Origin of the sequence: Minwuia thermotolerans, from assembly GCF_002924445.1 — a bacterium.
In the GTDB taxonomy this organism is placed as follows: domain Bacteria; phylum Pseudomonadota; class Alphaproteobacteria; order Minwuiales; family Minwuiaceae; genus Minwuia; species Minwuia thermotolerans.
Map to the genome: position 1 here is coordinate 1 of NZ_PIGG01000061.1, position 22,009 is coordinate 22,009.

At 68.5% G+C, this 22,009-nt stretch carries 22 protein-coding genes; 3 read left to right on the forward strand and 19 right to left on the reverse strand.

Annotated elements, in window-relative coordinates; translation table 11 throughout:
* Positions 1-293: 293 nt before the first annotated feature.
* From CWC60_RS16800 to CWC60_RS16885, 18 genes are all read right to left on the reverse strand, one after another.
* On the reverse strand, positions 294-902 hold the full coding sequence (locus CWC60_RS16800) for a hypothetical protein (RefSeq protein WP_109795081.1): 609 nt from the start codon (positions 900-902) through the stop codon (positions 294-296).
* Position 903: 1 nt separating this feature from the next.
* The gene (locus CWC60_RS16805) at positions 904-1,098 is read right to left on the reverse strand and encodes a DUF2783 domain-containing protein (protein ID WP_109795082.1); all 195 of its coding nucleotides are present in this window, start codon (positions 1,096-1,098) and stop codon (positions 904-906) included.
* A complete protein-coding gene (locus CWC60_RS16810) occupies positions 1,095-2,705 on the reverse strand; it encodes an FAD-dependent oxidoreductase (protein WP_109795083.1) in 1,611 nt (536 codons plus the stop codon). Before CWC60_RS16810 ends, CWC60_RS16805 begins: the two co-directional genes overlap by 4 nt.
* A 13-nt stretch (positions 2,706-2,718) precedes the next feature.
* Positions 2,719-4,026, reverse strand: a complete 1,308-nt coding sequence (gene paaK / locus CWC60_RS16815) for a phenylacetate--CoA ligase PaaK (protein ID WP_420891167.1) — start codon at positions 4,024-4,026, stop codon at positions 2,719-2,721.
* Positions 4,027-4,036: 10 nt separating this feature from the next.
* A complete protein-coding gene (paaI, locus tag CWC60_RS16820) occupies positions 4,037-4,489 on the reverse strand; it encodes a hydroxyphenylacetyl-CoA thioesterase PaaI (RefSeq protein ID WP_109795085.1) in 453 nt (150 codons plus the stop codon).
* Positions 4,490-4,492: 3 nt separating this feature from the next.
* On the reverse strand, positions 4,493-5,290 hold the full coding sequence (locus CWC60_RS16825) for an enoyl-CoA hydratase-related protein (RefSeq protein ID WP_109795086.1): 798 nt from the start codon (positions 5,288-5,290) through the stop codon (positions 4,493-4,495).
* A gap of 9 nt (positions 5,291-5,299) precedes the next feature.
* Positions 5,300-6,103, reverse strand: coding sequence for an enoyl-CoA hydratase-related protein (locus tag CWC60_RS16830; RefSeq protein ID WP_109795087.1), 804 nt, complete (start codon positions 6,101-6,103; stop codon positions 5,300-5,302).
* A gap of 83 nt (positions 6,104-6,186) precedes the next feature.
* A complete protein-coding gene (locus CWC60_RS16835; protein ID WP_164516609.1) occupies positions 6,187-7,239 on the reverse strand; it encodes a GGDEF domain-containing protein in 1,053 nt (350 codons plus the stop codon).
* 107 nt (positions 7,240-7,346) lie between these two features.
* Positions 7,347-8,048 carry an ABC transporter ATP-binding protein gene (locus tag CWC60_RS16840; protein ID WP_109795089.1) on the reverse strand — a complete coding sequence of 234 codons (702 nt, stop codon included), beginning with the start codon at positions 8,046-8,048 and terminating at the stop codon, positions 7,347-7,349.
* Positions 8,041-8,796 carry an ABC transporter ATP-binding protein gene (locus tag CWC60_RS16845; protein ID WP_109795090.1) on the reverse strand — a complete coding sequence of 252 codons (756 nt, stop codon included), beginning with the start codon at positions 8,794-8,796 and terminating at the stop codon, positions 8,041-8,043. Before CWC60_RS16845 ends, CWC60_RS16840 begins: the two co-directional genes overlap by 8 nt.
* Entirely contained in the window at positions 8,789-9,754 is a 966-nt protein-coding gene (locus CWC60_RS16850) for a branched-chain amino acid ABC transporter permease (protein WP_109795091.1), read from the reverse strand. The genes CWC60_RS16845 and CWC60_RS16850 overlap by 8 nt, the downstream gene beginning before the upstream one ends.
* Positions 9,754-10,677, reverse strand: coding sequence for a branched-chain amino acid ABC transporter permease (locus tag CWC60_RS16855; protein ID WP_109795092.1), 924 nt, complete (start codon positions 10,675-10,677; stop codon positions 9,754-9,756). The genes CWC60_RS16850 and CWC60_RS16855 overlap by 1 nt, the downstream gene beginning before the upstream one ends.
* A 78-nt stretch (positions 10,678-10,755) precedes the next feature.
* Complete coding sequence (locus CWC60_RS16860; protein WP_206419985.1) at positions 10,756-11,925, reverse strand: ABC transporter substrate-binding protein; 1,170 nt, start codon at positions 11,923-11,925, stop codon at positions 10,756-10,758.
* Between the two features lie 184 nt (positions 11,926-12,109).
* Positions 12,110-12,505, reverse strand: a complete 396-nt coding sequence (locus tag CWC60_RS16865; protein WP_109795093.1) for a cupin domain-containing protein — start codon at positions 12,503-12,505, stop codon at positions 12,110-12,112.
* Positions 12,505-14,160: a benzoate-CoA ligase family protein gene (locus CWC60_RS16870; RefSeq protein WP_109795094.1), complete on the reverse strand. Its 1,656-nt coding sequence runs from the start codon at positions 14,158-14,160 to the stop codon at positions 12,505-12,507. The genes CWC60_RS16865 and CWC60_RS16870 overlap by 1 nt, the downstream gene beginning before the upstream one ends.
* Positions 14,150-15,604 carry an oxidoreductase gene (locus tag CWC60_RS16875; RefSeq protein WP_109795095.1) on the reverse strand — a complete coding sequence of 485 codons (1,455 nt, stop codon included), beginning with the start codon at positions 15,602-15,604 and terminating at the stop codon, positions 14,150-14,152. The genes CWC60_RS16870 and CWC60_RS16875 overlap by 11 nt, the downstream gene beginning before the upstream one ends.
* Positions 15,601-16,071 carry a MarR family winged helix-turn-helix transcriptional regulator gene (locus CWC60_RS16880; protein ID WP_109795096.1) on the reverse strand — a complete coding sequence of 157 codons (471 nt, stop codon included), beginning with the start codon at positions 16,069-16,071 and terminating at the stop codon, positions 15,601-15,603. The genes CWC60_RS16875 and CWC60_RS16880 overlap by 4 nt, the downstream gene beginning before the upstream one ends.
* Entirely contained in the window at positions 16,071-16,838 is a 768-nt protein-coding gene (locus CWC60_RS16885; protein ID WP_109795097.1) for an SDR family NAD(P)-dependent oxidoreductase, read from the reverse strand. The genes CWC60_RS16880 and CWC60_RS16885 overlap by 1 nt, the downstream gene beginning before the upstream one ends.
* A 137-nt stretch (positions 16,839-16,975) precedes the next feature.
* Here CWC60_RS16885 and CWC60_RS16890 point away from each other — a divergent pair, with 137 nt between their 5' ends.
* Genes CWC60_RS16890 through CWC60_RS16900 form a run of 3 tightly spaced genes read left to right on the forward strand, consistent with a single transcriptional unit; the run spans position 16,976 to position 20,811 of the window.
* Positions 16,976-18,568, forward strand: a complete 1,593-nt coding sequence (locus CWC60_RS16890) for a GMC family oxidoreductase (RefSeq protein WP_109795098.1) — start codon at positions 16,976-16,978, stop codon at positions 18,566-18,568.
* A 33-nt stretch (positions 18,569-18,601) separates the two neighbouring features.
* Complete coding sequence (xseA, locus tag CWC60_RS16895; protein ID WP_109795099.1) at positions 18,602-20,017, forward strand: exodeoxyribonuclease VII large subunit; 1,416 nt, start codon at positions 18,602-18,604, stop codon at positions 20,015-20,017.
* Positions 20,017-20,811, forward strand: a complete 795-nt coding sequence (locus CWC60_RS16900) for a M23 family metallopeptidase (RefSeq protein WP_109795100.1) — start codon at positions 20,017-20,019, stop codon at positions 20,809-20,811. The genes xseA and CWC60_RS16900 overlap by 1 nt, the downstream gene beginning before the upstream one ends.
* Here the strand turns inward: CWC60_RS16900 and CWC60_RS16905 are convergent.
* Positions 20,808-21,980: a pyridoxal phosphate-dependent aminotransferase gene (locus tag CWC60_RS16905; RefSeq protein WP_109795101.1), complete on the reverse strand. Its 1,173-nt coding sequence runs from the start codon at positions 21,978-21,980 to the stop codon at positions 20,808-20,810. The two genes, CWC60_RS16900 and CWC60_RS16905, sit on opposite strands and share 4 nt — an antisense overlap.
* Positions 21,981-22,009: the final 29 nt, after the last annotated feature.

Here is a 22,009-nt window from a genome sequence, read left to right on the forward strand (position 1 = left end):
GAACAGCCGCCGCTCGGCGACCGGCTGGAAGCCGAGATCCGGCCAGGGCCGGTAATGACCCAGATCCGCCAGCGCCCGCTGCGCGCCCACGATGTCGCCATCCCGCATCGGCGTCTTCGCCGAAACCCAGTGAGCGGGGCGAAAAGGGCGGGTGAAGGTGGGCCTCGGCGGGGTGGGGATGGCCGGCATCTGTCATGCTCCCTGGCTGGGCATCGCACATGACAGAGGTATTTATACCGGCTCGACCTTAAGCGTGCCGGGATTCTTGAAGGAATCGGAGGAGAGGCTGGCCCTCACGCCCCCGCGCCGGAGGCTGCGAGATAGGGCTGGATGGGCGCGTCGACCAGCAACTGCCAGATCACCGCGACCATCAGGTCGGCGAAGGCAAAGCCGGCGGCCGCGACCGGCGGGATCTCCAGCACGTCGCGGGCGATGACGAAGCGGTAGGACAGGATCGCCATCAGCATGACCATGTATATCAGGGCCTTGCCGTCGTCGCCCAGCGCGCCGCTGGCGAAGATCACGGCCACGGGCAATTGCAGCGCCATGATCCAGACCTCGGACCAGTTGCAGGCGACGATGTAGCGCCGGCAGCGGTCCTGCACCCCGGCCAGCCGGGTCAGTTCGAAGGCCGCGACCGGCCAGACCAGCCAGGCCCCGGCATAGCCGACCAGTTCGATCACCGCGATGGCGCCCAGGTCGGTCCCCTCGGGCGCCCGGGAATAGTGCACCACCCAGAGCAGCAGCGCCGAGAAGGGCGCCAGCAGCACGGCGGCGAAGAAGGATTTCCAGAAGCCGCTGACGGTGTCGTCGAACAGGCCTATGCCGCCCCGGTCCAGCTTCGCCAGCATCAGCGCGCCGACCAGGCCTGCCGCGATTTCCGGTTTCGAGGGAAGGGCCATGTCAGTCCGGCTTCCGGGCGGCGGCGATGGCTTCGGCCAGCACCTCGCGGTCGCCGACATGATTGGCGAGCAGCAGGTTGAGCCGGGCGGAGAAGGCCAGCGCCTCGTCGGGCGAAAGACCCTGCACCGCCTCGATCAGCGCCTGATAGAAGCCGTCCGGGTCGGGAATGTTGGGCTCGCGCAAGAGTCTGCTCATGCCGCCTTCGCCTCCGGGTCGAGTACAGGTTCGAGGACCGCGCGCACGTCCGCCGCCGTCGCCCGGCGCCAGCTCGCCAGCACGTGCTGATCGGGCCGGACGAGGACATGGCCGCCGTTCTGCGCGCCGAAGGCCGCGGCCAGCGCGCCGTCGGCGTCCGCGACGTCGCCGGGCGCGCGCAGCACCTCGACCGGCGCCGGCATCCCGTCCAGCGCCGGCGCCTCGCCGAAGGCCAGCAGCACGAAGCCGCCCCCCAGCAGGTCGATCAGATGCGTGGCCTCGGGCCGGGCGGCGCAACGCACCGGCAGGGCGGGGACCGGATCGCCGGGGCGGATCGCCCCGTCCAGTTCCGCCGGGCCGTTGAGCGGGCTGTCGAGCAGCCGCTTCGGCAGGGAGAGCCGGCCGGAATTGACCAGGGTCCGGGCGAAGGGGAATGCGCCCGCGAGCTGCAGCACCGCGTCCCGGTAGACCTTCGAGGCCGGCGACTTCGGCGTGATGAAGTCCGTCGCCCGGGTGGAATTCAGGATGTTCTCGGCCGCCGCCGCGCGGCGCTCGGCGTCATAGCTGTCGAGCAGCGCCGGGCCCGCCGCGCCGCCGATCACCAGCGCCAGCTTCCAGCCGAGATTGTCGGCGTCCTGCACGCCGCCATTTCCCCCGCGCGCGCCGAAGGGGCTGACCTGATGGGCGGCGTCGCCGACGAACAGCACCCGCCCGTGGCGGTAGCGCTCCAGGCTGCGGCACTGGAAGGTGTAGATCGACGTCCACTCGATCTCGAAGGGCGTGTCGGGGCCGATCATGCGCCTGACGCGCGGGATGACGTTCTCGTCCTTCAGTTCCTCGTCGCGGTCGATATCGGGGCCGAGCTGGAAGTCCAGCCGCCAGACATTGTCGGCCTGCTTGTGCATCAGCGCCGAGTCCTCCGGCCCCCAGGGCGGGTCGAAGTAGAAGCGGCGGATGGCCGGCCAGTCGCGCTCCATGACGATATCGGCGATCAGGAAGTGGTCGGCGAAGACCTGGCCTTCGAAGTCCAGTCCCATCAGTTGCCGCACGGTCGAGCGCACGCCATCGGCGGCGATGAGCCAGTCGCAGGGCTGGACGAAGGTCCCGTCGGGCGTCTCCACGGTCAGCCGCACGCCGCCCCCGTCCTGTTCCAGCGCGGTGACGCGGTGACGCCAGCGCAGGTCGATCAGCGGCTCGGCCGCGGCGCGGCGGACCATGAACTCCTCGCAGTAGTATTGCTGCAGGTTGATGAAGGCGGGGAACCTGGCCGCCGGATGGTCCTGCAGGTTGAAGGTGTAGATGCGCTCCTCGCCGTAGAACACATGGCCCTCGTTCCAGGTCACGCCCTTCTCCATCATGGGCTGCGCAACACCGAGGCGGTCCCAGATCTCCAGCGTGCGCCTGGCCTGGCAGACCGAGCGGCTGCCGTAGGAGACGGTGTCATCCTCGTCGAACAGGATCGCCGGCACGCCGCGCCGCGCCAGGTCCAGCGCCATGGTCAGCCCCACCAGCCCGCCGCCGGCGATCGCCACGGGCCGGCGCGGGACGTCGCCGTCCAGTTCCGCCGGACGGGCATAGTCAAAGACGGGATTGGTGTAGGTGCGCATCGCGCCGATCCTACTACTTCGGACGGTTGTCCACTATGCGCTGCGCCTTGCCCATGGAGCGGTCGACGCCGCCGACGTCGCGCATGTCGATCTTCGCCGAGACGCCGCACATGGTCTTGATGCGATGCTGCAGGTCCTTCGCCGCCGCCTGGACGGCATCCGCGTCGCCGGCGGTCTCGACGGCGGGCTCGACGCGGACCGTCAGCTCGTCCATGTGGCCCGGCCGCGCGATCACCAGCTGATAATGGGGGCTGAGGCGGCGATCCTGCAGCAGCAGTTCCTCGATCTGGGTGGGAAAGAGGTTGACGCCGCGGATGATCAGCATGTCGTCGGAACGCCCGGTGATCTTCTCGATCCGCCGGTGCGTGCGCGCCGTGCCCGGCTTCAGCCGCGTCAGGTCGCGCGTGCGGTAGCGGACCATGGGCAGGGCTTCCTTGGTCAGCGTGGTGATGACCAGTTCGCCCAGTTCGCCCTCGGGCAGCACCTCGCCGGTCTGCGGGTCGATGACCTCCGGGTAGAAGTGATCCTCCCAGATATGCAGACCATCCTTCGTCTCGATGCATTCCTGGGCGACGCCGGGCCCGATGATCTCGGAAATGCCGAAGATGTCGATCGCCTGCATGTCCAGCGTGCCCTCGACGGCGCGACGCATTTCGTCCGTCCAGGGCTCGGCGCCGAAGATACCGATTTCCAGCGGCGACTTCGCGGGATCGAGGCCCTGGCGCTTCATCTCGTCGGCGATGGCCAGCATGTAGCTGGGCGTGACCATGATGATGCGCGCGCCGAAATCGTGGATCAGCTGGACCTGCTTCTCGGTCTGGCCGCCCGACATGGGCACGACGGTGCAGCCCAGCCGCTCCGCGCCGTAATGGGCGCCGAGCCCGCCGGTGAACAGGCCGTAGCCATAGGCCACGTGAACGATGTCGCCGGGCCGGCCGCCGGCGGCGCGGATGGAGCGCGCCATCACGTTCGACCAGGTGTCGATGTCCTTGTCCGTGTAACCGACCACGGTCGGCTTGCCCGTGGTGCCGGATGACGCATGGATGCGCACCACCTGTTCCCGGGGCACGGCGAACATGCCGAAGGGGTAGTTGTCGCGAAGATCGGCCTTGGTGGTGAAGGGGAACCTGGCCAGGTCGGCGACGTCCTTCAGGTCGTCGGGATGGACGCCGGCGGCATCGAAGGCGCGGCGGTAGTGGGCCACGTTCCCGTAGGCCCGCGCAAGCGACCAGCGCATCCGTTCGAGCTGCAGAGCCTGCAGCTCGTCGCGGCTCGCGGTCTCGATCGGCTCAAGCTCGGCTCTGGGATCGCTGCTCAAGATCGGCCTCCTCTCAGATCTCGCGGGTGATGGGCAGGTCCTCGACCAGCTTGCCCTTGAGGTTCTGGGTCTGGCCGCGGAAGACGGCCACCGTCTCACCCTTCTGGTTTTGTACCCGGACGTCGTAGATCCCCGTCCGCCCGCGCACCGCCGTCTCCGAGGCGGTGGCCCTCAGCACGTCGCCCGCATAGGTCGGCGCCAGAAAGGTGATCTGGGTCGTATGGGCGACCGAGATCTGATTGTAGGAGTTGCAGGCATAGGCCATGGCCGTGTCGGCCAGGGTGAAGGTCATCCCGCCGTGGCCGATGTCGTGGCCATTGACCATGGTGCTGCGCACGGTCATCCCGAGCACCGAACGTCCGGGACCGACATCGATCACGTGGATGCCCAGCGAACGGGCCGCATGGTCGGTCGCATACATCCGTTTCGCCGCGGCCCGCGCGACGTGTTCAGGATCGTGGCTCATGGATCAGCCGCCGGTGAAGCGCGGCGGGCGCTTCTCCAGGAAGGCGGTGACGCCCTCGGCGAAATCCTTCGTGGAGCCGGCGATGCGCTGGCTGTCGCGCTCCAGGTCGAGCTGCCGGTCGAGGCCCTGTTCGAAGGATTCGTGCACCGCGCGGCGGATCAGGCCCAGCCCCCGGGTCGGCCCGTTGGCCAGCTTGCGCAGCACTTCGCCGCCCTCGCCCATCAGCGCGTCATCGTCGACCGCGCGCCAGATCATGCCCCAGTCGGCGGCCTCCTCGGCCGTGACCTTGTCGCCCAGCAGCGCCATGCCCAGCGCTCGCGCCCGGCCGGCCGAGCGCGGCAGGTACCAGGTGCTCCCGGCGTCGGGGACCAGACCGATATTGCAGAACGCCTGCAGGAAGACCGCCGATTTCGCGGCGATAACGATGTCGCAGGCGAGCGCGAGGCTCATTCCTGCGCCGGCGCAGGGACCGTTGACCAGCGCCACGATGGGTTTGGGGCAGTCGCGCATGGCCCTGATCATCGGGTTGTAGGCGATCTCCAGCAGGCGGCCTGCATCCCGTTCGCCCTCGGCCGGCCTGGCCGCGCCGCCGGCGAGATCGGCGCCCGCGCAGAAGCCGCGCCCGGCGCCGGTAATGGCGAGCGCCCGGACGGCGGCGTCGCCGCCGGCGGCCCGCACGGCGGCCATGATCTCCAGCGGCATGGAAGGCGCGAAGGCGTTGAGCCGGTCGGGCCGGTTCAGCGTGATCCAGCCCACGCCGTCCTTCGCTTCATAGAGAATGTGCTCGAAGTCGAGATCCATTTCGTGCCCCTAGCGGCCCCGATAGGCCGGTTGGCGTCCTTCCAGGAAGGCGCTGACGCCTTCGGCGAAGTCATTGGTCGCGCCGGCTCGCCGCTGCAGCCGGGCTTCCAGGGCGAGCTGCTCGTCCAGATCCGCGGTGGGCGAGCGGCGGAAGGCTTCCTTGATCAGGCCATAGGCCACCGTCGGCCCTTTGGCGAACCGCCCGGCCAGTTCGCCGGCCTTGTCAGCCAGCAGGTCGTCGGGCACGCAGAGCCAGATCAGGCCGCCGGCGGCGGCGTCGGGGGCGGAGATGCGGTCAGCGGTCAGCGCCGCGCCGAGGCCCCTTGCCCGGCCGGCGGTATTCGGGAACAGCCACGAGCCGCCAATATCGGGCACGATGCCCAGGTTCGGCCCGAAAGTGAGCTGGAAATAGGCCGAGCGCGCGGCCACGACGATATCGCAGGCCAGTGCGATCGAGGCCCCGCCCCCCGCCGCCGGACCGTTCACCGCGGCGATCACCGGCTTGGAGATGGCGAACAGCGCCCGCATCATCGGATTGAACGAGGTTTCCATCGCCGTCGCGACGCGCCCGCCGGGGTCGTCGGCCCCGGCGATACCGTCGAGCAGGGACATGTCCGCGCCGGCATTGAAGGCCCGGCCCGCGCCTGTGAGCACGACCGCGCGCACAGCCGGATCGCGCTCCACGTCCAGAAAGGCGCCGTGCATGGCGCCGACGAGCGGCCGATCGAGCGCGTTCAGCGCCTTCGGCCGGTTCATGGTCAGCCAGGCGACGCCGTCCCGGTCTTGGCGCAGCAGCGGGATGTCTTCAGTCATGCGCACCCTCCCCATCCCCTTATGATACAAAGGCGGAGCGGGATAAAGCCCCAAGAGAGGGCGAGGCCGCAGGCGTCGGCCGGTTACTCGGCGGCAATGACGGCGGCCGGGGTCTCCTCGCGGCAGACACGGTTGCGGCCCTCGGACTTGGCGCGGTAGAGCGCGGCGTCGGCGCGGCCGACCAGCGCCGCCGGCGCTTCGCCCAGACGGTACTCGGCGACGCCGAAGGACATGGTCACGCGGGAGATGGTCTCGCCCGTGCTCTTGCGCACGATGCGCTTGGCGGCAATCGTGTTGCGGATGTTGTCGGCTACCTTCTGCGCCCCGTCCACCGGCGTTTCGGGCAGGATCAGCGCGAACTCCTCGCCGCCATAGCGGCAGGGCACGTCGCGGCCCTTGAGGCTGCCGTGCAGCACGCCGCCGACGAGCTTCAGCACCTGGTCGCCCAGCTGATGGCCATAGGTGTCGTTGAAGTTCTTGAAGTGGTCGATGTCGCACATCACCAGCGAGAGGTGGGAGCCTTCCTCGGTCGCCCACTCGGTCTGGCGGCGCAGCGCCCGGTCGAATCCGGCCCGGTTGGTGATGCCGGTCAGCAGATCGGTCAGGGCCTCGCGCCGCGATTCCTCCAGCCGGTCCTGCAGGTTCCGGATCTCGTTCGCCGACTGCTTCAGATCCTGTTCCAGCTGGTCCGACTTCGCCCGCATGCGGCGGGTCACCATGATCATCTGGGAGACCAGGGTCTTCATGGTACCGCCGCCGTCGAGATTGCCGAGATTGTCGGCCAGGCCGTCCAGGGCGTCGCCGAAGTCGTGGACGTCGTCGCCGGCGTCGTTGACCTGGCGGACGACCTCGCGGATCTGGTCCTGCATGGCGTCGCCGGTTTCGGTCACCAGGCGCACGCTGCGGTCGACGCCATAGTGGCTGGTGACCAGGTCTTCGGCCGCTCTGCGGAAGACTTCGGGCGTTTCATCACTGACGTCGCGCAGCTTCTTCGCGACCACGGGATCGCGTTCGGAGGCATAGTCGTAAAGAAGGCGGAAATAGTCCGGGGTGGCGTGGATGTCGTAGCTCTCGATCAGTTGCATCGCCGTTTCGGAATACCGCCGGGCGTCCTGCGGATTATCGAGTTCGTACATCATGGCGTCTTTCGGCCTTGCGGAATGCCGGCGCTTCCGCGCCCTGCGCCGACTATCCGGGCCAGCCATTGAAAATCCGTTAAGCCGATCTTAAGCCGGCCGGCGCATCAGACGCCGATATAGCGCTGGACGATCCCGGGATCGGCCCGGAGTTCCGCCGATCCGCCGGACCAGGCGACGGCGCCCTTCTCGATGATGGTATGGCGGTCGGCCAGCCGCGTCAGTGCGGCGATGTTCTTGTCGATCACCAGGATGGCCTGCCCCTCGGCCTTGAGCCGAGCGAGAATGTCCCAGATCTCCGCGCGGATCAGCGGCGCCAGCCCCTCGGTCGCCTCGTCGAGCAGCAACAGCTTCGGATTGGTCATCAGCGCCCGCGCAATGGCCAGCATCTGCTGTTCGCCGCCCGAGAGCTGGTTGCCCATGTTGCGTTTGCGCTCGGCGAGGCGGGGGAAGGCTTCGAGCACATTCTCCAGGGTCCAGCGCCGCGGGCCCTCCGACCGGTTGCCGGCGGTGGCCACCAGATTCTCGCGCACCGACAGGTTGGGAAAGATCTGGCGTCCCTCCGGCACCAGGCCGAGACCCAGCTTGGCCACGGCGTAGGAGGGCAGACCGCGGATCTCGCGGCCCTCGAAACGGATCGAGCCGGCATACGCCTTCGTCATGCCCATGATGGAGCGGATGGTCGTGGTCTTGCCCATGCCGTTGCGGCCCATCAGGGTCACGACCTCGCCCGCGCCGACCTTCAGCGCCATGCCGAAGAGCACCTGGCTGCGGCCATAGGCGGTCTCCAGCGCCTCGACCTCAAGCATCCTGATCCTCCCCCAGATAGGCGGCGCGGACTTCCGGGTTGCTGCGGATCGCTTCCGGCGCGTCCGTGGCGATGGCGCGACCGTAAACCAGCACGGTGATTCGGTCCGCCAGGGCGAAGACAGCGTCCATGTCATGCTCGATGAGCAGAATGGTGACATCGCCCTTCAGCCCGGCGAGAATGGCGACCATGTGCTGGCTGTCCTCCGGGCCCATGCCGGCCATGGGCTCGTCCAGCAGCAGCACCCTGGGCCCGGTGGCCAGCGCCATGGCGATCTCGAGCTGGCGCTGTTCGCCATGGGCGAGGCTGGCGGCGGGGATGTCGGCGCGTGCGCCCAGACCCACCTTCTCCAGCACCGCGCGGGCCGGTTCCGTCAGGGTCGCGTCGCGCGCCGCCGGTTTCCAGAAGCGGAAGCTGTGGCCCGCATGGGCCTGCACCGCCAGGGCGACGTTTTCCAGCGCCGTGAAATCCGCCAGGATATTGGTGATCTGGAACGATCGCGCCAGGCCGATGGCGGAGCGGCGGTGCACCGGCAGGCCGGTGATGTCGCGCCCGTCGAAGAGGACGCGCCCCCCGTCGGGCCGGATTTCGCCGGTCAGCTGTCCGATCAGCGTGGTCTTGCCCGCGCCGTTCGGGCCGATGACCGCGTGCACCTCGCCGGCGCGGATATCCATGGAGACATGGTCGGTCGCGGTCAGCCCGCCGAAGCGCTTGACCAGATTCTCGATCTTCAGCACCGGTTCAGCCATTGCGTCCCACCCGGCCCTTCAGCAGGCCCACGATGCCGCCGCGCGCGAACAGCACCACCAGGATCAGCAACGGCCCGAACCACAGCCGCCAGAGCTGGAAGAAGGCCGACAGCAGCTCCTCCACCAGCAGGAACGCCAGCGCCCCGTAGACCGGGCCGAACAGTGTGCCCATGCCGCCCAGGACCACCATGATGATGAGGTCGCCGGAGCGGGTCCAGTGCATCATGTCGGGGCTGACGAACTCGGTCAGGTTGGCCGTCAGAAAGCCCGACAGCCCGCAGATCATGCCCGAAAGGGCGAAGGCCGTGAGCCGGTAGCGGTAGGTCGGAAAGCCGATCGCCTTCATGCGGCGGTCATTGGACTTCGCCCCCCGGATCACCATGCCGAAGCGGGCGTTGATCAGGCGGTGCACCAGGAAGAGCGAACCGGCCATGGCGACCCAGGCGACGTAGTAGAGATCGCGGTCGTCGCCCAGCGTCGCACCGCCGCCGAAGGTCGGCATCTCGTAGAGCGAGAGCCCGTCGTCACCGCCGTAGATGTCGAGGCCGACGAAGACGAAGTAGACCATCTGCGCGAAGGCGAGCGTGATCATGATGAAGTAGACGCCGCGGGTGCGCAGGCAGATGGCGCCGATCACCAGGGCCGCCAGACCCGAGATGCCGAGCGCGGCCACCAGCTGGATCCAGCCATTGTTCATCCACTCGTAGCCGTCCTCGAAATAGTGGTGGAACCCGATGCCGACCACATAGGCGCCGATGCCGACATAGGCGGCGTGGCCGAAGCTGACCATGCCGCCATAGCCCAGCACCAGATTGAGCCCGATGGCGCCGATGCCGACCACCAGCGTCCGCGCCACCAGGGTCACCCAGAAGGGCTCGTCGGCCATGTCGGCGATGCTCGGCAGGGCCAGCAGCACCGCCATCACGGCGAAGCCGACGATCCATTCGTAACGGCTCATCAGCCGCTCCTCGGCGGGAACAGGCCCTCGGGCCGGAAGGCGAGAATCACGGCCATCAGCAGATAGCTCATCATCGACGAGATCGAAGGCGCGGCGGTGTCGGCGGCCAGCTGGCCGACGAAAAGGCCCAGGATCTCCGGCAGGAAGGCGCGGCCGACGGTGTCTATCAGGCCGACGATCAGCGCCGCCACGAAGGCGCCGCGGATCGAGCCGATGCCGCCGATGACGATGACGACGAAGGCCAGGATCAGGATGTCGTTCCCCATGCCGATCTGCACCGTCAGGATCGGGCCGGCCATCAGTCCGGCCAGGCCCGCCATCATTGCGCCGAGACCGAAGATCAGGGTGAACAGCAGGCGGATGTTGACGCCCAGCGCGCCGACCATCTCGCGATTCGAGGCGCCGGCCCGGATCAGCATGCCGATGCGGGTCCTGGCGACGAGGAAGTAGAGGAATGCGGCCACGGCGAGGCCGACGACGATGATCGCCACGCGGTAGGTCGGATAGACCACCCCGGGCAGGATCTCGAAGCTGGTGCGCAGGAACTCCGGCAGGCGAATGTCCATGCCCGCCGGGCCCCAGACGAGCTGGACGAAGTCGTCGGCGAACAGGATCAGTCCGAAGGTGGCCAGCACCTGGTCCAGGTGGTCGCGGTCATAGAGCGTGCGCAGGCAGAGCACCTCCACCGCCATGCCGACCAGCATGGTCGCCGGCAGGGTCAGGATCGCCGCGATCACGAAGGAGCCCGTGAGCTGGGTCAGCGACGCCGCGATGAAGGCGCCGATCATGTACAGCGAGCCATGGGCCAGATTGACCAGGTCCATGATTCCGAAGACCAGGGTCAGGCCGGCGGCGAGCAGGAACAGCAGCAGCCCGAGCTGCACGCCGTTCAGCACCTGCTCGACGAGTAGGATCCAGTTCATTGTCCGATTTCGCCTGTGAACACAGACGGCCCCGGGCAGGCGCCCGGAGCCGCGCGTGTCGTGTTCAGGACCGGAATGCTACATGCCGCACTCGGACGCGTAGGAGTCCTGGTGGTTCTCGAAGACGGTCTGCACCGTCTTCACGGTGTATTCGCCGGCCTCGTTCTTGTAGGCCTCCCGCAGATAGAAATTCTGGATCGGGAAGTGGTTGTTGCCGTAGCTGTAGCGGCCGCGGGTGGATTCGAAGTCGGCCTTCTTCATCGCCGCGCGCATGCCCGCCTTGTCGGAGAGGTCGCCGTTCACCGCCTCGACCGCCGAATTGATCAGCAGGATCGTGTCGTAGGACTGCGCGGCGTAGAACGAGGGGTAGCGGCCCGTCTTCGCCTTGTAGTCGGCGACGAACTTCTTGTTCGTCGCGTTGTCCAGATCCGGACTCCAGGTCTGGGTGTTCAGGCTGCCGACCGCCAGATCCTTGAGCAGCGGCAGGCTGATGGAATCCACGGTGAACACCGAGTAGAGCGGGATTTCGCTCTTCAGGCCCGCCTGTTCGTACTGCTTGAAGAACTGCACGCCCGCCTTGCCCGGATAGAAGACGAACACGGCCTCGGCGCCCGACGCGCGGGCCTTGGCGAGCTCGGCCGAGAAGTCGAGCTGGCCCGGCCATTTGGTCATGTCCTTGCCGACGATCTCGCCCTTGTAGGTCCGCTCCACGCCCTCGACCATGTTCTTGCCGGCGGCGTAGTTCGGCGCCATGATGTAGAGCGACTTCACGCCCCGCTGATTCAGCACCTCGCCCATGGCCATCGGCGTCTGGTCGTTCTGCCAGGACGTCGAGAAGAAGTCCTCGTGGCAGAGCTTGCCGGCGATCTGGGACGGGCCGGCGTTCGACGAGATCAGGAACGGGCCGTTGCCGACCACCGACTTGTAGGACGCCAGCAGCACGTTCGACCAGATGTAGCCGGCAACGAAATCGACATTGTCGGAGTTGACCAGCTTCTCGGTCTTCTGCTTGCCGATCTCCGGCTTGAAGCCGTCATCCTCGTAGATGACGTTGATCTTCTTGCCGGCCATGGCGCCGCCGAGATGTTCGACGGCGAGATCGACTGCGTCCTGCATGTCGCGGCCGATGACCGCCGGCCCCACGGTCAGCGTGGTGACGAAGCCGATGTCGACCGTCTGGTCGTCGGCCTGCACGGCCGATCCCAGCATGGCGAGCCCGGCCGCCATGGTCAGTGTCTTCTTCAGCATTTGCGAAGCCTCCCTGATTGCTTTCGCCTCAACCTGTCACGGGGGAGATTAGACCGGATCGCAAACGAATGCGACGGCGGCCTGCCCCTCTCGTCTCTTGCCCGACCCGCGCAGCGGACCCGGATAACTGCATTATGATGCATCCGATGCGCCCGGAATGCCAGCGGCTGCAGAATAATTCCGTCTAGTTCTCCTCCATTCTCGGATCGGCGGCGCTGGAGTGGTCCGTCGGAAGGGGTGTCGCCGTCATCACGGTGACCCCGTCCGGCGTCTCGAAGCGGTGCCAGCACCCGGCCGGCACGACGACGAACTGTCCGCCCCTCAGTTCATGGCGCTCCGCGCCTTCGGCCGTCAGGATCGTGATGGTGGTGGCGCCATCCAGCACCTGCACCAATTCGTCGCCTTTGCGGTGACGCTCCCAGGGCGTGTCTCCCGAGTAGCTGCCGGCGAAGATCTCGCCGTTGTTGATCCGGCCCAGCCTGGCGAAGGCCGCGCCGGCTTCCGCCTCGTTGTCCGGCGCCCGGCCCCTGAAGAACGGCCGGTCCGCCAGCGCCGCCCTGATATCGACCTTCTCGACCATCAGCCTTCCTCTCCTTCGCGCAGCACGAAGCGCTGCACCTTGCCGGTCTGCGTCTTCGGCAGTTCGTCGACGAACGCGACCTGCCGCGGATACTTGTAGGGGGCGATCTCCGCCTTGACGTGATCCTGCAACGCCTTCGCGGTCGCCGGCCCGTTCGCCACGCCCCGGCGCAGCACCACGAACGCTTTCACCACCTGCCCGCGCTCCTCGTCGGGCGCGCCGACCACGGCGCACTCGGCGACGTCCGGATGGGTCAGCAGCGCCGCCTCCACCTCCGGGCCGGCGATGTTGTAGCCCGAGGAGATGATCATGTCGTCGGAGCGCGCGGCGTAGCGGAACCAGCCGTCGGCCTCCATGGCGTAGCTGTCGCCGGTGAAGTTCCAGCCCCCCCGGGCGTAGTCCGCCTGCCGCTCCGGGTTGTCCAGATAGCGCACGCCCGTCGGGCCCCGCACCGCCAGGAGGCCGATCTCGCCGGGCGCACAGTCGCGGCCGTCTTCGCCCACCACCCGCGCCTCGTAGCCGGGAATGGCGCGGCCCGTCAGCCCGGCGCGCATGTTCTCGGGCCGCTCGGCGATGAAGATGTGAAGCATCTCCGTCGAGCCGAGGCCGTCGATGATTCGCACCCCGGTGGCCTTGCGCCAGCCCTCCCAGACCGGGCCGGGCAGCGTCTCGCCGGCGCTGACGCACCTGGTCAGCGAGGAAAGGTCATAGTCCGCGGCCAGGGCGGTCATGGCGCGGAAGGCGGTGGGTGCGCTGAACAGTGTCGTCACGCGGTGATCCTGGATCGCCTGTAGCGTGGTCTCCGGGGTGAACTGTTCGCTCAGAAGGGTCGCCGCGCCGACCGAAACGGGAAAGGTCACCAGGGCGCCGAGACCGAAGGTGAAGGCGATCGGCGGGCTGCCGGTGAAGACGTCGGTCTCGTCGGGCCGGAGCACATGGCGGCAGAAGGTGTCGTTGATCGCCATGACGTCGCGGTGGAAGTGCATGCAGCCCTTGGGCTGGCCCGTGGTGCCGGAGGTGAAGGCGATCAGGCAGACGTCGTCGGCCGCGGTGTCGGCCGCGGCGAAGCTCTCCGGCTTCCCGGCCATGGCCCGCTCCAGTTCGTCCTCGGAAGCGAGATCCCCGGCGAAGTGAACCACGCGCTGCAGGTGATCGCTGGCCGCCACCGCCTTCGCCATGTCCTCCTCCAGCCGCCGGTCGCAGAGCGCCAGCGCCACCTCCGCCTTCCCGGCGATGTAGACCAGTTCCCTGGCGCGCAGCAGCGGCATGGTCGCCACCGCGATGGCGCCGGCCTTCATGACCGCGAACCAGATGGCCACGAACATTGGCGTGTTGGCGCCACGGATCAGCACCCGGTTGCCGGGCCGGATGCCGCAATCGTCGACCAGGACATGGGCGATGCGGTCCGCGCGGGCCTTCAGTTCGGCATAGCTCCAGACACGGTCGCGATAGAGATAGGCCGGCCGGTCGGGAAACCGTTCCGCCGCGCGGTCGAGCAGGGCGGCCCCGCAGTTGATCTGACCGGGATAGGCGCGGAGTTCGGGCAGGCCATCGAAGGACACCGTCGGCCACTGGTCCCTCGGCGGCAGCCGGTCGCGCGCAAAGCTGTCGACATGGGCCGAGCGGCCCGTCGGCTGGAAGGGCTCAGCGGACATCGGCCGCCTCCCGGAACGGCAGCCCCTCCGGCAGGGGCATCTCCACGGTCACGGCTTCCGACGGCGGCCCGGCATTGCCGTGGGCGTCGAAGGCGCGGACGTAATAGGTGTAGGTCAGACCGCCCAGGACCGTGCGGTCGACGTGCCTGGTGGACTTCACCGCCTCGGCGACCGTCGCCGGCCCGCCGTCCTCGGAGCGGTAGACGTCATAGCCGATCACGCCGTCGGCCGCCTTCCAGGCGAGCCGAACCTGGCCGCCGTCGACCGCGGCGGCCAGCGCCGCGCCGTCTTCCGGCCATTGCGGCGCGGCGCCATCCGGATCGTCAGCCGGCGCCTGTCGCGCGCCCTTCGGCCAGAGGAAGCAGTGCACCTCCCTGAAGTTCTCGTCGAGCTGCTTGCAGACATTGCAGTAGATGCAGCGCACGATCCGGTCGGCGCGGTCCTGGCGCACCTTCTTCGGCCAGTCCGGGTCGGCCAGCAGCTGGCGCGCCATGCCGATGATGTCGGCCTTGCCCTCGGCCAGCAGGCGCTCGGCGTCCACCGGGTCGGCGATCTTGCCCACCGAGATGACCGGGGGATGGTAACCCTTTGCGTTGATGAAGCCCTTGATCTCGGCGGCCAGATGGGCGTGCGGCAGGCCGGGATACCAGTTCCCCGGCATGCAGCGGTCGCCCGAATAGCCGGTATAGGGATAGAGCGGCTGGCCCTCGCGGTGGACCGCATCCTCGAACTTGCCGCCCACCGACAGCGAGATGTAGTCGACGCCCGCCTGGGCCATGCGCAGCGCGATGCGCTTCGCCTCGTCGACCGTGTAGCCGTCCTTGATCGCTTCCTCGGCCAGAAAGCGGATGCCGACAGGGAAGTCGTCGCCGACGCGGCGGCGCACCTCCGCCATCACCCGACCGAACATGGCCAGCCGGCCCTCCAGGGTGCGGCCCGAATAGGCGTCCTTGCGGCGGTTGCGGCGGCTGAGGAACGACGACAGCGTGTAGGCGTGGGCCGAGTGCAGCTCGACGCCGTCATAGCCCGCCTCCCGGGCGCGCAGCGCGGCGAGGCCGAAGTCCTCGATGATGCTCTCGATGTCCCCGGCGCTCAGATCCTCGATCCGCTGCCGCCAGCCGGAGCGCGCCACCTTCATGAAGTGGATGATCTGCGGCACCACCTTCGAATCCGAGGCCTCGTGGACGGCAGCCGCCAGGCGCCGGTGCCCCTCGATGAAGTCGTCATGGGAAATGCGCAGCAGCGGGCCCGACTTGGAGCGGTGGATCGCCATCGCCTCGACCACGATCAGGCCGACCTCGCCCTCGGCATAGCGGCGGTAGCGGTCGACGATGTCGTCATTGACGAAGCCGTCCTCGCCCGAGAGGCGCGTGACCATGGCCGGCACCGCGATCCGGTTGGGCAGGACCATGCCGTTTATGTCGAGAGGTTCGAGCAGTTTCACGGCGCCGCCTCCTGTTGCAGGCCGGCGCGCACCTTGCCCAGCAGGCCATAGAGCGCCTCCGCCTCACCCGGCGTCAGGGTCGAAAGCATCGAATCGATCCAGCTTTCATGTGCCGGGGTCATGCGGTCGAAGGCCCGCTTGCCGGCCTCGGTCATGCGGACGACCTGGGTGCGGCGGTCCTCCGGCAGGCGCGCCGTCTCCACCAGCCCCTCCTCGGCCAGGCGGTTGACCAGCCCGGTGACGTTTCCGGCCGAAACCATCAGCCGGCCCGAAAGCGCGCCCATGGTCAGCCCGTCGGCGGCGCGGTCGAGCTGCGCCAGGACGTCGAAGCGCGGCAGGGTGGTGTCGAATTCCTCGCGCAGGCGGCTGCGGATGGTCCGCTCGATCTCGCCCGTGCAGGCCAGCATGCGCAGCCAGAGCCGGAGTTCCAGCTTGGGATCGGGACGGAGCTGGCCGGCCGCGGACATCAGGCGCTCTCGCCGCCGTCGATGGCGATGACCTGGCCGTTGACCGAGCGCGCGCCGGGCCCCGCCAGCCAGAGCGCCAGATCGGCGATCTCGTCGGTCTCGATCAGGCGCTTCTGCGGATTGAATTTCACCAGCTCCGCGCGGGCCTCCTCCTCGGAGCGGCCGGTCTTCTCCACGATGTTGGCGATGGTCTGCGCCGTCATCGGTGTCTCGATGAAGCCCGGGCAGATGGCGTTGACGGTGATGTTCTTCCCCGCAAGTTCCAGCGCCAGCGCGCGGGTGAGCCCCACCGCGGCGTGCTTGGAGGCGACATAGCCGGCCACATAGGCATAGCCCTTCAGGCCGGCGGTGGAGGCGATGTTGACGATGCGCCCGCCGCCCATGTCGGCCATGGGCTTCGCCGCCGCGCGGCAGCAGAGAAAGACGCCGCGGGCGTTCGCCGCCATCATCCGGTCGAAATGATCGACCGACATGCGCGACAGCGGCGCCGAACCCGACATGCCGGCATTGTTGACCAGCACGCCTATGGGGCCGCCCGCTTCCGCCGCCTGCTCAAACAGGCGGGCCACATCGTCCTCGACCGAGACATCCGCCGCGATTGCGTGGACCGCGCCGCCCATTTCGCCGGCCGCCTTCGCCAGCGCCTCGGCCTTGCGGCCGGTGATGGTGACCGGGTGGCCGGCAGCCATAAACCGCTCCGCCACCGCGCGGCCGACGCCCTGCGCGCCGCCGGTCACCAGGACATGGGCCTTGCCGCTCTCGCTCATGTTTCCGCCGCCTTCACCGAAATTACTTTAAGCTTAAAATAATCCGGTCCGCCGCGGCGCGCAAGCGCGGCGCAATATTGACCGCCGGTCATTTATGCGTTGCAGTCCGGCGAAAGAGACAGAGGGAGGGGGACGCGGTGGCGTCATTCGATTACGTGATCGTCGGCGGCGGTTCCGCCGGCTGCGTGCTGGCCAGCCGGCTCTCCGAAGACCCGGACGTGACGGTCTGCCTGCTGGAGGCGGGGCCGGCGAAGCAGGACTGGTCGGTGCGCGTGCCCGCCGGGCTCATCAAGACGATGAAGGATCCGAACAGCAACTGGCTGCTCAGGACCGCGCCACAGAGAAACCTGGACAACCGCGAACTGTTCTGGCCCCGCGGCAAGGTGATGGGCGGCTCCAGCGCCATCAACGGCATGGTCTATATCCGCGGCCACCGCGACGACTACGACCGCTGGGCCAACGAGGAAGGCTGCACGGGCTGGGACTGGCGGACGGTGCTGCCCTATTTCCGCCGCTCCGAGCACAACGAGCGTCTGACCGACGACCTGCATGGCATCGGCGGGCCGCTCAACGTCGCCGACCCCCGCTCGCCCAATCCGATGTCACGGATGTACGTCGAAAGCTGCGCCGCCCAGCAGATCGCCGAGAACGAGGACTTCAACGGCGACCGCCAGGAGGGCGCCGGCCTCTACCAGCTCACCCAGAAGGACGGCAGCCGCTGCAGCGCCTTTCACGCCTATCTGGAGGGCGTGGCGCGGCCCAATCTGGAGATCGTCGACCTGGCCCATGCCAACCGGGTGCTGATCGAGGAGGGCCGCGCCGTCGGCGTCGCCTACAACCGCGGCAACGAGGTCGTCGAGGTCAGGGCGAACCGCGAAGTGTTGCTGGCCGGCGGCGCGGTGCACAGCCCGCAACTGCTCATGCTGTCGGGCGTCGGGCCGGGCGAGGAGCTGAAGGCCTTCGAGATCCCCGTGAAGGCCGACCGGCCATCGGTGGGGCAGAACCTGCAGGACCATCTCGACGTCTCGGTGGTCGCCCGCACCACGACCGCGCTGGGCTTCGCCTTCACCATGAAGGGGTTGTGGATGGGCCTCCGGGCGCTGCGCGAATACCGCCGCGGCCGTACCGGCATGCTGACCAGCAACTTCGCCGAGGCCGGCGCCTTCGTGCGCTCGACGCCGGAGAAGGAGCTGCCCGACCTGCAGTATCACTTCCTTCCGGTGGTCAGCGACAGCCATGGCCAGAACCGCATCAAGGCGCACGGCGTCACCCTGCACTGCTGCGACCTGCGCCCGAAGAGCCGCGGGCGGGTCGGGCTGCAGTCGCCCGATCCGCTGGCGCCGCCGCTGATCGACCCGAACTACCTGGACCACGAGGACGACCTGGCGGCGCAAAGGCGCGGCGTCGCGATCGGCCGGCGGATGCTGTCGGCCGCGCCGCTCGGCGAGCATGTGGGGGCGGAGATCTATCCCGGTCCCGGCGTCGAATCGGAGGCGGATATCGACGCCTTCATCCGCCGCAAGGCGGAGACGATCTACCATCCCGTCGGCACCTGCCGCATGGGCTCCGACCGGGAATCGGTGGTCGACCCGGAATGCCGCGTCCGCGGCGTCGAGAGACTGAGGGTGATCGACGCCTCGGTGATGCCCAGCCTGATCGGCGGCAACACCAACGCGCCGACCATCATGATCGCCGAGCGCATGTCGGACCTGATGCGCGGACGGGCCTGACAGCCGCCCCCCTTGTCGGTGTATGGTCGGGCCATGTCAGGCGCACCGAACGAATCAGGCTCCAACATCCCCGCCTTCACCGTCAGCGAGCTGTCGATGAAGCTGAAGCGGACGCTGGAGGACGCCTTCGGCCATGTCGTCCTGCGCGGCGAGATTTCCGGCTTCAAGCGCGCCGCCTCGGGCCATCTCTATTTCGGCCTTAAGGATGACAAGGCGGTCATCGACGGGATCGTCTGGCGCGGCCAGGCGGCGAAGCTGAACTTCCGCCCCGAAGACGGGCTGGAAGTGCTCTGCCGGGGTCGGGTGACCAGCTATCCGGCGCGGTCCAAGTACCAGATCGTGGTCGAGAGCATGGAGCCCGCCGGCGAGGGCGCGCTGATGGCGCTGCTGGAACAGCGCCGGCGCAAGCTGCAGGCGGAGGGACTGTTCGCGCCCGAGCGCAAGCGTCCCCTGCCCTGGCTGCCCGAAATCATCGGCGTGGTCACCAGCCCGACGGGCGCGGTGATCCGCGACATCCTCCACCGCCTGCAGGACCGGTTTCCGCGCCGGGTCATTCTCTGGCCCGTGCTGGTGCAAGGCGAGACCGCTGCCGAGCAGGTCGCCCGCGCCGTCGAGGGCTTCAACCGCTTCACCGCACCGGACCGGCCGGATCTGCTCATCGTCGCCCGGGGCGGCGGCTCGATCGAGGACCTCTGGGCCTTCAACGAGGAAGTCGCCGTCCGCGCCGTCGCGGAGAGCGAAATCCCCGTGATCTCGGCGGTCGGGCACGAGACCGACACCACGCTGATCGACCATGCCGCCGACCGGCGCGCGCCGACGCCCACCGCCGCCGCCGAGATGGCCGTACCGGTCCGCGCCGAGATCGCCATGCAGGTCGGCGATCTGTCGCGCCGCAGCCTGGGCGCGCTCCGGCGACTGCAGGTGGAGCGACGCAACGCGCTCACCGGCCTGGCGCGCGGCATTGTCGACCCGCGCCGGCTGCTGCAGCAGCATGGCCAGCGCCTCGACGACCTGGGCGACGCGCTGGGCCGCGCGCTCCGCATCGGCACGGCCCGGGGCCGGCAGCGCCTGACCGAGAGCGCCGGGGGCTTGCGGCCGCAACTGCTTCGCCAGCCGATCCGCGATGGCCGTGAGGGGCTGGGCCGCGCTGCGCTGGCGCTGGAGCGCGACTTCGGCCGACTGCAGCGCGACCGCCGCCAGCGCCTCGACGGGACGGCGCGGCTGCTTGAAGTCTTTTCCTACAAGGCGACGCTGCAGCGTGGTTTCGCCGTCATTCGCGACGATGCCGGCCAGCCGCTGACCCGCGCCGCGGCAGTGCAGGCGGGTGCCGCGCTCGAGATCGAGTTCGCCGACGGCCGCCGCAACGCGGTCGCCGCGGGCGACGGCAAACCCGCCGTGCGCCGGGCGAAGGACGCGGCGAAGAGGCCCGAGCAAGGAGACCTGTTCTGATGCGTAGCGTTCTCGCGTTCCTCGTTCTCTGCTTCGCCCTGCCCGCCGCCGCCTACGAGATTTCCGGCAACGCCGTGCAGGGCGGGATGCTGACGGGCCGCACCGAACCGGGAACCGAAGTGCTGTTGAACGGCGAGCCGATCCGGGTCTCGCCCGACGGGCGGTTCGTGCTGGGCTTCGGCCGCGACCACGGCGGGACCGTCGAGCTCAGGGTCGGTGACAGCGTGGCCACGCTGGTGGTCGGCAAGCGCAATTACGACATCCAGCGGATAGATGGCCTGCCGGAGAAGATGGTGACGCCGGACGCCGAGGCGCTGGAGCGCATCCGCCGCGAGGCTGCAGATATCGCGGAGGTCCGCGCGATCGACACGCCCGAGACCTTTTTCGCACAAGCCTGGCGCTGGCCGACGGTGGGTATCGTCTCCGGCGTCTTCGGCAGCCAGCGGGTTCTCAACGGGGAACCCCGCCGGCCGCATTTCGGCATCGATATCGCCGCCGACACGGGAACGGCGGTTCACGCGCCCACCGACGCCATCGTGCGCCTGGCAGCGCCCGACCTCTATTTCACCGGCGGCACGGTGATGCTGGACCATGGCCACGGCGTCACCAGCGTCTACTCCCACCTCTCTTCGATCGGCGTCGAGGTCGGTCAGCGCGTGGCGCAAGGCGAGAAGATCGCCGAGGTCGGCTCTACCGGCCGCTCCACGGGGCCGCATCTGGACTGGCGCGTGAACTGGTTCGGAGAGCGCCTCGATCCGGCGCTCCTGGCCGGCCCGATGCCGGAGAGGCCCTAGAGATTCGCCTTCAGCCAGCCGGCGATGCGGTCCATGGCTTCCTCGATGTTCTCGATCGAGCTGGCGTAGGAGAACCTGAGATAGCCCTCGCCCAGCACGCCGAAGCTGGTGCCGGCGATGGCGGCGACCCCGGTTTCCTGCAGCAGGCGATCCTGCAACGTACCGGAATCCAGCCCCGTCGCGGTGATGTTGGGGAAGGCGTAGAACGCCCCCTTCGGCGTGACGCAGGAGACGCCCGTCAGTTCGTTCAGCCGTTCGACGATCCGCTTCCGGCGCCGGTCGAAGGCCGCGACCATCTCCGCCACGGCGTCCTGGGGCCCCTGCAGCGCCTCGATACCGGCATACTGGGTGGCGGCGTTGACGCAGGAGTGGGTATTGACCGCCAGCTTGGCCGCCAGCGGCGCAAGCTGCTTCGGCCAGAGTCCCCAGCCCAGCCGCCAGCCCGTCATGGCATAGGTCTTCGACCAGCCGTCGAGCACGATCAGCCGGTCGCGGATCGACGGGTAGTCCATCAGGGTGACGTGATCCAGGCCGTCATAGGTCATGCAGGAATAGATCTCGTCCGACATGATGGCGACGTCGGGATGCTTCTCCAGCCCCGTGACCAGCTTCTCGATCTCGGCGCGCGGAACGACGCCGCCCGTCGGATTGGCCGGCGAGTTCAGGATGATCAGCCGCGTGCGCTCGTTGATCTGGCCCAGCACTTCATCGGCGGAGAAGGAAAACCCGGTCTTCTCGTAGAGACGTATCGGCACCGCCTTCGCACCGGAGAACTGGATCATGGAGCGGTAGATCGGAAAGCCCGGATCGGGATAGAGGATCTCCGTCCCCGGCTGACCGAAGATCAGCATCGCGAAGGCCATGGTCACCTTGCCGCCGGGCACGCAGACGATCAGGTCCGGGTCGACATCGTGGCCGTAGCGGCGGTGGATGTCCGCGGCCACCGCCTCGCGCAGCGCCGGGATGCCGTTGGCCGGCGTGTAGCCGTGATGTCCGTCGGCCAGCGCCTTGCGTCCGGCCTCGACCACGTTCGCCGGCGTCGGGAAGTCGGGCTGGCCGATCCCGAGATTGATCACCGAGCGGCCCTGCGCGGCCAGGGCGTTGGCGCGGGCCAGCACCTCGAAGGCTGTCTCGGTACCCAGATGGCTCATCCGTTCGGCCAGGATCATCTTTCCCTCCCCTGCGCTGACGCTTTTGG

Bases quoted from the DNA above. Each gene is read 5' to 3' on its own strand.
- CWC60_RS16860 (WP_206419985.1), bottom strand. From the start codon at position 11,925: ATGCTGAAGAAGACACTGACCATGGCGGCCGGGCTCGCCATGCTGGGA.
- CWC60_RS16885 (WP_109795097.1), bottom strand. From the start codon at position 16,838: ATGAGCGAGAGCGGCAAGGCCCATGTCCTGGTGACCGGCGGCGCGCAG.
- CWC60_RS16840 (WP_109795089.1), bottom strand. From the start codon at position 8,048: ATGCTTGAGGTCGAGGCGCTGGAGACCGCCTATGGCCGCAGCCAGGTG.
- CWC60_RS16905 (WP_109795101.1), bottom strand. From the start codon at position 21,980: ATGATCCTGGCCGAACGGATGAGCCATCTGGGTACCGAGACAGCCTTC.
- xseA (WP_109795099.1), top strand. From the start codon at position 18,602: ATGTCAGGCGCACCGAACGAATCAGGCTCCAACATCCCCGCCTTCACC.
- CWC60_RS16855 (WP_109795092.1), bottom strand. From the start codon at position 10,677: ATGAACTGGATCCTACTCGTCGAGCAGGTGCTGAACGGCGTGCAGCTC.
- CWC60_RS16865 (WP_109795093.1), bottom strand. From the start codon at position 12,505: ATGGTCGAGAAGGTCGATATCAGGGCGGCGCTGGCGGACCGGCCGTTC.
- CWC60_RS16850 (WP_109795091.1), bottom strand. From the start codon at position 9,754: ATGAGCCGTTACGAATGGATCGTCGGCTTCGCCGTGATGGCGGTGCTG.
- CWC60_RS16830 (WP_109795087.1), bottom strand. From the start codon at position 6,103: ATGACTGAAGACATCCCGCTGCTGCGCCAAGACCGGGACGGCGTCGCC.
- CWC60_RS16810 (WP_109795083.1), bottom strand. From the start codon at position 2,705: ATGCGCACCTACACCAATCCCGTCTTTGACTATGCCCGTCCGGCGGAA.
- CWC60_RS16880 (WP_109795096.1), bottom strand. From the start codon at position 16,071: ATGTCCGCGGCCGGCCAGCTCCGTCCCGATCCCAAGCTGGAACTCCGG.
- CWC60_RS16870 (WP_109795094.1), bottom strand. From the start codon at position 14,160: ATGTCCGCTGAGCCCTTCCAGCCGACGGGCCGCTCGGCCCATGTCGAC.
- CWC60_RS16900 (WP_109795100.1), top strand. From the start codon at position 20,017: ATGCGTAGCGTTCTCGCGTTCCTCGTTCTCTGCTTCGCCCTGCCCGCC.
- CWC60_RS16800 (WP_109795081.1), bottom strand. From the start codon at position 902: ATGGCCCTTCCCTCGAAACCGGAAATCGCGGCAGGCCTGGTCGGCGCG.
- CWC60_RS16835 (WP_164516609.1), bottom strand. From the start codon at position 7,239: ATGTACGAACTCGATAATCCGCAGGACGCCCGGCGGTATTCCGAAACG.
- CWC60_RS16845 (WP_109795090.1), bottom strand. From the start codon at position 8,796: ATGGCTGAACCGGTGCTGAAGATCGAGAATCTGGTCAAGCGCTTCGGC.
- paaI (WP_109795085.1), bottom strand. From the start codon at position 4,489: ATGAGCCACGATCCTGAACACGTCGCGCGGGCCGCGGCGAAACGGATG.
- CWC60_RS16825 (WP_109795086.1), bottom strand. From the start codon at position 5,290: ATGGATCTCGACTTCGAGCACATTCTCTATGAAGCGAAGGACGGCGTG.
- CWC60_RS16805 (WP_109795082.1), bottom strand. From the start codon at position 1,098: ATGAGCAGACTCTTGCGCGAGCCCAACATTCCCGACCCGGACGGCTTC.